This window comes from Myxococcota bacterium (genome assembly GCA_035498015.1).
Classification (GTDB): domain Bacteria; phylum Myxococcota_A; class UBA9160; order SZUA-336; family SZUA-336; genus VGRW01.
In genome coordinates, this window is record DATKAO010000242.1 from 1 (window position 1) to 4,067 (window position 4,067).

Here is a 4,067-nt window from a genome sequence, read left to right on the forward strand (position 1 = left end):
GCGGTCGACAGGTCGACCGCCTTGCGCACGCAGGACTTGTCGATCGCCGAGGCGAGCTTGCTCCCGCACGCCTTCTCTACGCGCGACTTGGGGTCCTGGAAGAGACAGTCGGCCAGGCCTCCGGCGTCGGCGAAGGTGCCGTCCTTCAGCCCCGCGTTCTTGCAGCGCAGGAACTCGCTGCGGTGCGCCTTCGTGCACGACGCCAGCGTCTTGATCACCGACTTCTGGCAGGCGGCGCCGGTCTTGTCACTCGCCTTCAGGATCACGTCGTCGTCGGGTGTCTCGGTGACCGTGTCCACGATCAGAGTCGCTACGTCGGCCTCGAGTGCCGCCTCGTTGCCCGCAGCCGAGCCACCCACGCCGAACGGCGGCAATGGCTCGGTGCACTGGTCGGTCTCGGTCTGGCCGTTCTTCGCGGCGAGCTTTTCGAGCTTGGGGCTCGGCGCGTCGATGCACTGGTCGATGCTGTTCCCGCCGAGCTTCCCGCTCGCGAAGCGGTCGATGCAGGTGCGGATCTGCGCGGAACGCGCGTCGGCCAGCGCGGCATAGCCCGCATTCAGCTTGCGCACGCAGGCCTGCTGCTGCTTGGTGAACGAGATACCCGGCGGGAAGCTGATCTTGTACACGTTGCCCGCGAGCACGTAGAGCTCGCCCGTGTGGTCCTCGCCGAACGAGATCGCGTTGTGGACGTTGGGCGCGGGGATCGTGTCGCGCGTGAAGCCGCCGCTGCCGTTCGGGGTGAGTGAGAAGATCGTGCTGCTGCCGTAGTCGGCGAAGATGTACTTGCCCTGCCAGGCCGTCGAGGCGCCCCGGTAGACGAAGCCGCCGATGATGGTGCTGCCGACCCCGCGCCCGTAGTCGTTCACGGGCATCGTGTAGCCGGCCGCATTGCAGTCACCGACATACGCGGGGCAGTTTCCCGCGCCCTGCGGATCGGGGAAGTGACACGTCGTGCCCTCGAACACCTTCCAGCCGTAGTTCCTTCCGCCGCCGCCGTCGTTGAACCTGGACTCCATGTCGACCTCTTCGCGCGTGCTCTGGCCGACGTCGCCGATCCAGAGCTCGCCGGTCTCGCGATCGAACGAGAAGCGGTAGGGGTTGCGCAGACCCAGATCCCAGATCTCGGGCGCGTAGTTCGGGTCGTTGCGGAAGGGGTTGCTCATGGGAATGGCGTAGTTGCGGTCCGGGTCGTTGGGGTCGAGGTCGGCTCCGTTGGGATCGATGCGCAGCATCTTCCCGAACAGCAGGTTGCGCGTCTGCGAGCGGCAGCCCGGGTCGTCGCCGCTGCCGCCGTCGCCGAAGGCGAAATACAGGAAGCCGTCGGGCCCAAACTGGAGCTGACCGCCCTTGTGATTCGAGAAGTCCGAGCCCACGGGTGACTCCTGGACGAGCACGGTGTGGACGCTGGCCATGTCGGCGTGGTCGGGGTCGTTCGGGTCGACCGTGTAGCGCTCGATGCGTGTCTTCAGCGGCGATCCGCCGTCGCCCTGGACCGTGTACTCCACGTACACGAAGTGATTCGACGCGAAGTTCGGGTCGAAGGCCATGGAGTGCATGCCGCCCTCGCCCGCGCCGCCGAAGGCGACCGATCCCGAGACGTCGAGGAAGGCGGCGTCCTGCGCCTGCAGGGTCCCGTTCTGCAGGATCCGCACGTGACCGCCGAGCTCGGTGATGAACAGCCGGCCGGTCCCGTCGTTCGGGTCCGCGAGGTACGAGGGGTTGTCGGTGTCGCTGGTGACGACGTCGAAGCTCGGATCGGCGGCCCGGCTGTGCGCGGCAACGAGAGACGCGAGGCAGAGAAGGGCCCATAGGGCATTCCGCATGCCGCGATCGTACACTGTGGGCAATGACCAAGCTCGACTGGACCCGCGAGGAGCTCCTGGCGAATTCCCCGTATGACGAGCCGCTCATCGCCGGCGGCGTGCGCTGCCACGGCGGCTTCGCGAGCGGCGCGTACGTGTCGCCGCGCACCGCGAATCGCGTGCCCGCGATCGAGGCCTGGCAGGCGCGGCTGCGTGCCGAGGGTCACAGACTCGTGGACGTGCCGAAGACTTTCGTCCCGCCGCACTATCCGAACTATCCGCAGGCCAAGCTCCTGATGCAGGAGGGCGTGCGCGACCCGGTCACGCGCTCGCTCACTCTGATCTCGATCGTCGAGGGCTTCGGCGCGCGCATCCGCGAGCTCAGCCTGCCCGACCTGCGCCGCGAGGTCGTCGAGGACATCGGCGGCACGGCGCTCGCGCACCTGGGCGGCGGTCTGTTCGAGGCGCACGCGCGCGACGAGGCCGGCTGGCGCGACGAGGGCGGTCACAAGCAGATGTGGGAGGCCGCGCGCGACCTCGGCCTCGCCAAGCCCGAGATCCCCGACGACGTGCTGCTGGCCATGATGATGGGCGGCGGGCGCGGCGAGCGGCGGCGGCTGTTCCCCGAGCTGTCTCACCGGCTCGAGGACGCGATCACCTTCATGGCCAACGTGATGGTGGTCGAGATCTTCGCCGAAGACGTGTTCGAGTGGGCCAAGCGGCTGCTCGGGGACCCGGAAGTCTCGGCCGATCCGGTCGGCGCGCCGGCGCTGGTGGCGCACATCCAGGCCGACGAGAAGCCGCACGTGGAGTATCTCCGCAGCGCGCTCTCCGAGCTGCGCGCGCGCACGCTGCGCACGCACGACGGCAAGGGCCAGCTGCCCGGCCAGCGCGTGGTCGACGGCATCCTGCAGGTGCAGCTGCGCCAGATGGCCACCACGCGTCCCGTGCGCGAGCGCGCCGACGTGCAAGGGGCGATCCGGCTTGCGCTCGAAGACACGCCGCGCGCGGCGGCGCTGGCCAGCCGCTTCGAGTCACTCGACTCGGGCTGGACCTTCCCCGCGCGCGACGACGAACGGCTCGAGCTGTTGCAGCCTTGATGCGCAGAGCCCGCACGCTGCGCGCGGCGCGCATCGGCTGGACGGCGCTGTGCGTCTGGCTGCGCGAGAAGATCCCCACCTGGTGGGATCGCCTGCTCGGCCGCGACCCCGCGCAGCGCGACTTCTCGCGCATCCACCAGCGCAACGCCGACCAGATCTACCGCACCGCGACGCGCCTGCGCGGCCTGTTGCTCAAGGTGTGTCAGGTGGTGGGCACGCGCTCCGATGTGTTCCCGCCCGAGTACGTGCGCACGCTGCAGCGCGCGCAGGACCGCGTGCCGCCGCGCGCGTTCGAAGTGATTCGCGCCGTGGTCGAGGCCGAGCTCGGCAAGCCCCTCGACGCCGTGTTCTCGTCCTTCGAGCCCACGCCGCTCGCGTCGGCGTCGCTGGCGCAGGTGCACCGCGCGCGGCTCCACGACGGGCGCGAGGTCGCGGTCAAGGTGCAGTACCCCGACATCGACCAGATCGTGCGCACTGATCTCGCGGCGCTGCGCCGCATCTGCATCCTGTACGAGCGCTTCGACCCGCAGCCGCTCGCGCTCCTGCCGCTGCTCGACGAGCTGCAGACTCACCTGGCGCTCGAGCTCGACTTCCGGCGCGAGACCGCGAACGCCGAGCGCATCCGCGCGCTGTTCGCGAAAGACCCGCAGGTGATCGTGCCCGAGATCGACTACGCGCACTCGAGCCGGCGCGTGATCACCATGCAGCTCGTGTCGGGCATCAAGGCCAACGACCGCGCCGGGCTCGAGGCCGCGGGCATCGACCCGCTCGAGGTCGTGCAGGGACTCACTTCGCTGTGGAACCAGATGATCATGGGGCTCGGCTTCTTCCACGCCGACCCGCACCCGGGCAACGTGCTGGTGCAGCCCGGCCCGCGTTTCGTGATCCTGGACTTCGGGCTCGCCAAGCAGCTGCCGAAGGGCTTCGGCCTGGGTCTGTTCGAGCTGATGTTCTCGATGATGACCGAGAACGAGTCGGCCATGGTGCGCGCCTTCCAGGAGCTCGGCTTCCGCACCAAGACGGGCGATCCGGAGTCCTACAAGATCATCGCGCGGCAGATGATGAGCTCCGCGCGCCGCGGCGACGTGCGCGGCGAGCTCACCGAGGAGATGACCGACGAGCTCATGGAGTCGATCCGCAAGGACCCGATCGTCGAGGTGCCGAG

3 protein-coding genes are annotated in these 4,067 nt (G+C 69.1%); 2 read left to right on the forward strand and 1 reads right to left on the reverse strand.

Annotated elements, in window-relative coordinates; translation table 11 throughout:
* Positions 1–1,823 (reverse strand): PQQ-dependent sugar dehydrogenase (locus tag VMR86_21365; protein ID HTO09614.1); only part of this gene is annotated, 1,823 nt, incomplete at its 3' end.
* 23 nt (positions 1,824–1,846) lie between these two features.
* On the opposite strand from VMR86_21365, the gene VMR86_21370 reads away from it, so the two are divergent.
* Both VMR86_21370 and VMR86_21375 read left to right on the forward strand, forming a co-directional pair.
* Complete coding sequence (locus VMR86_21370; protein HTO09615.1) at positions 1,847–2,902, forward strand: hypothetical protein; 1,056 nt, start codon at positions 1,847–1,849, stop codon at positions 2,900–2,902.
* Positions 2,902–4,067: AarF/UbiB family protein (locus VMR86_21375; protein HTO09616.1), on the forward strand; the 1,166-nt coding region annotated here is incomplete at its 3' end. The genes VMR86_21370 and VMR86_21375, both read left to right, overlap by 1 nt.

What these genes read in the sequence shown, in the direction of transcription:
- VMR86_21370 (HTO09615.1), top strand. Translation starts at nt 1,847, where the DNA reads ATGACCAAGCTCGACTGGACCCGCGAGGAGCTCCTGGCGAATTCCCCG.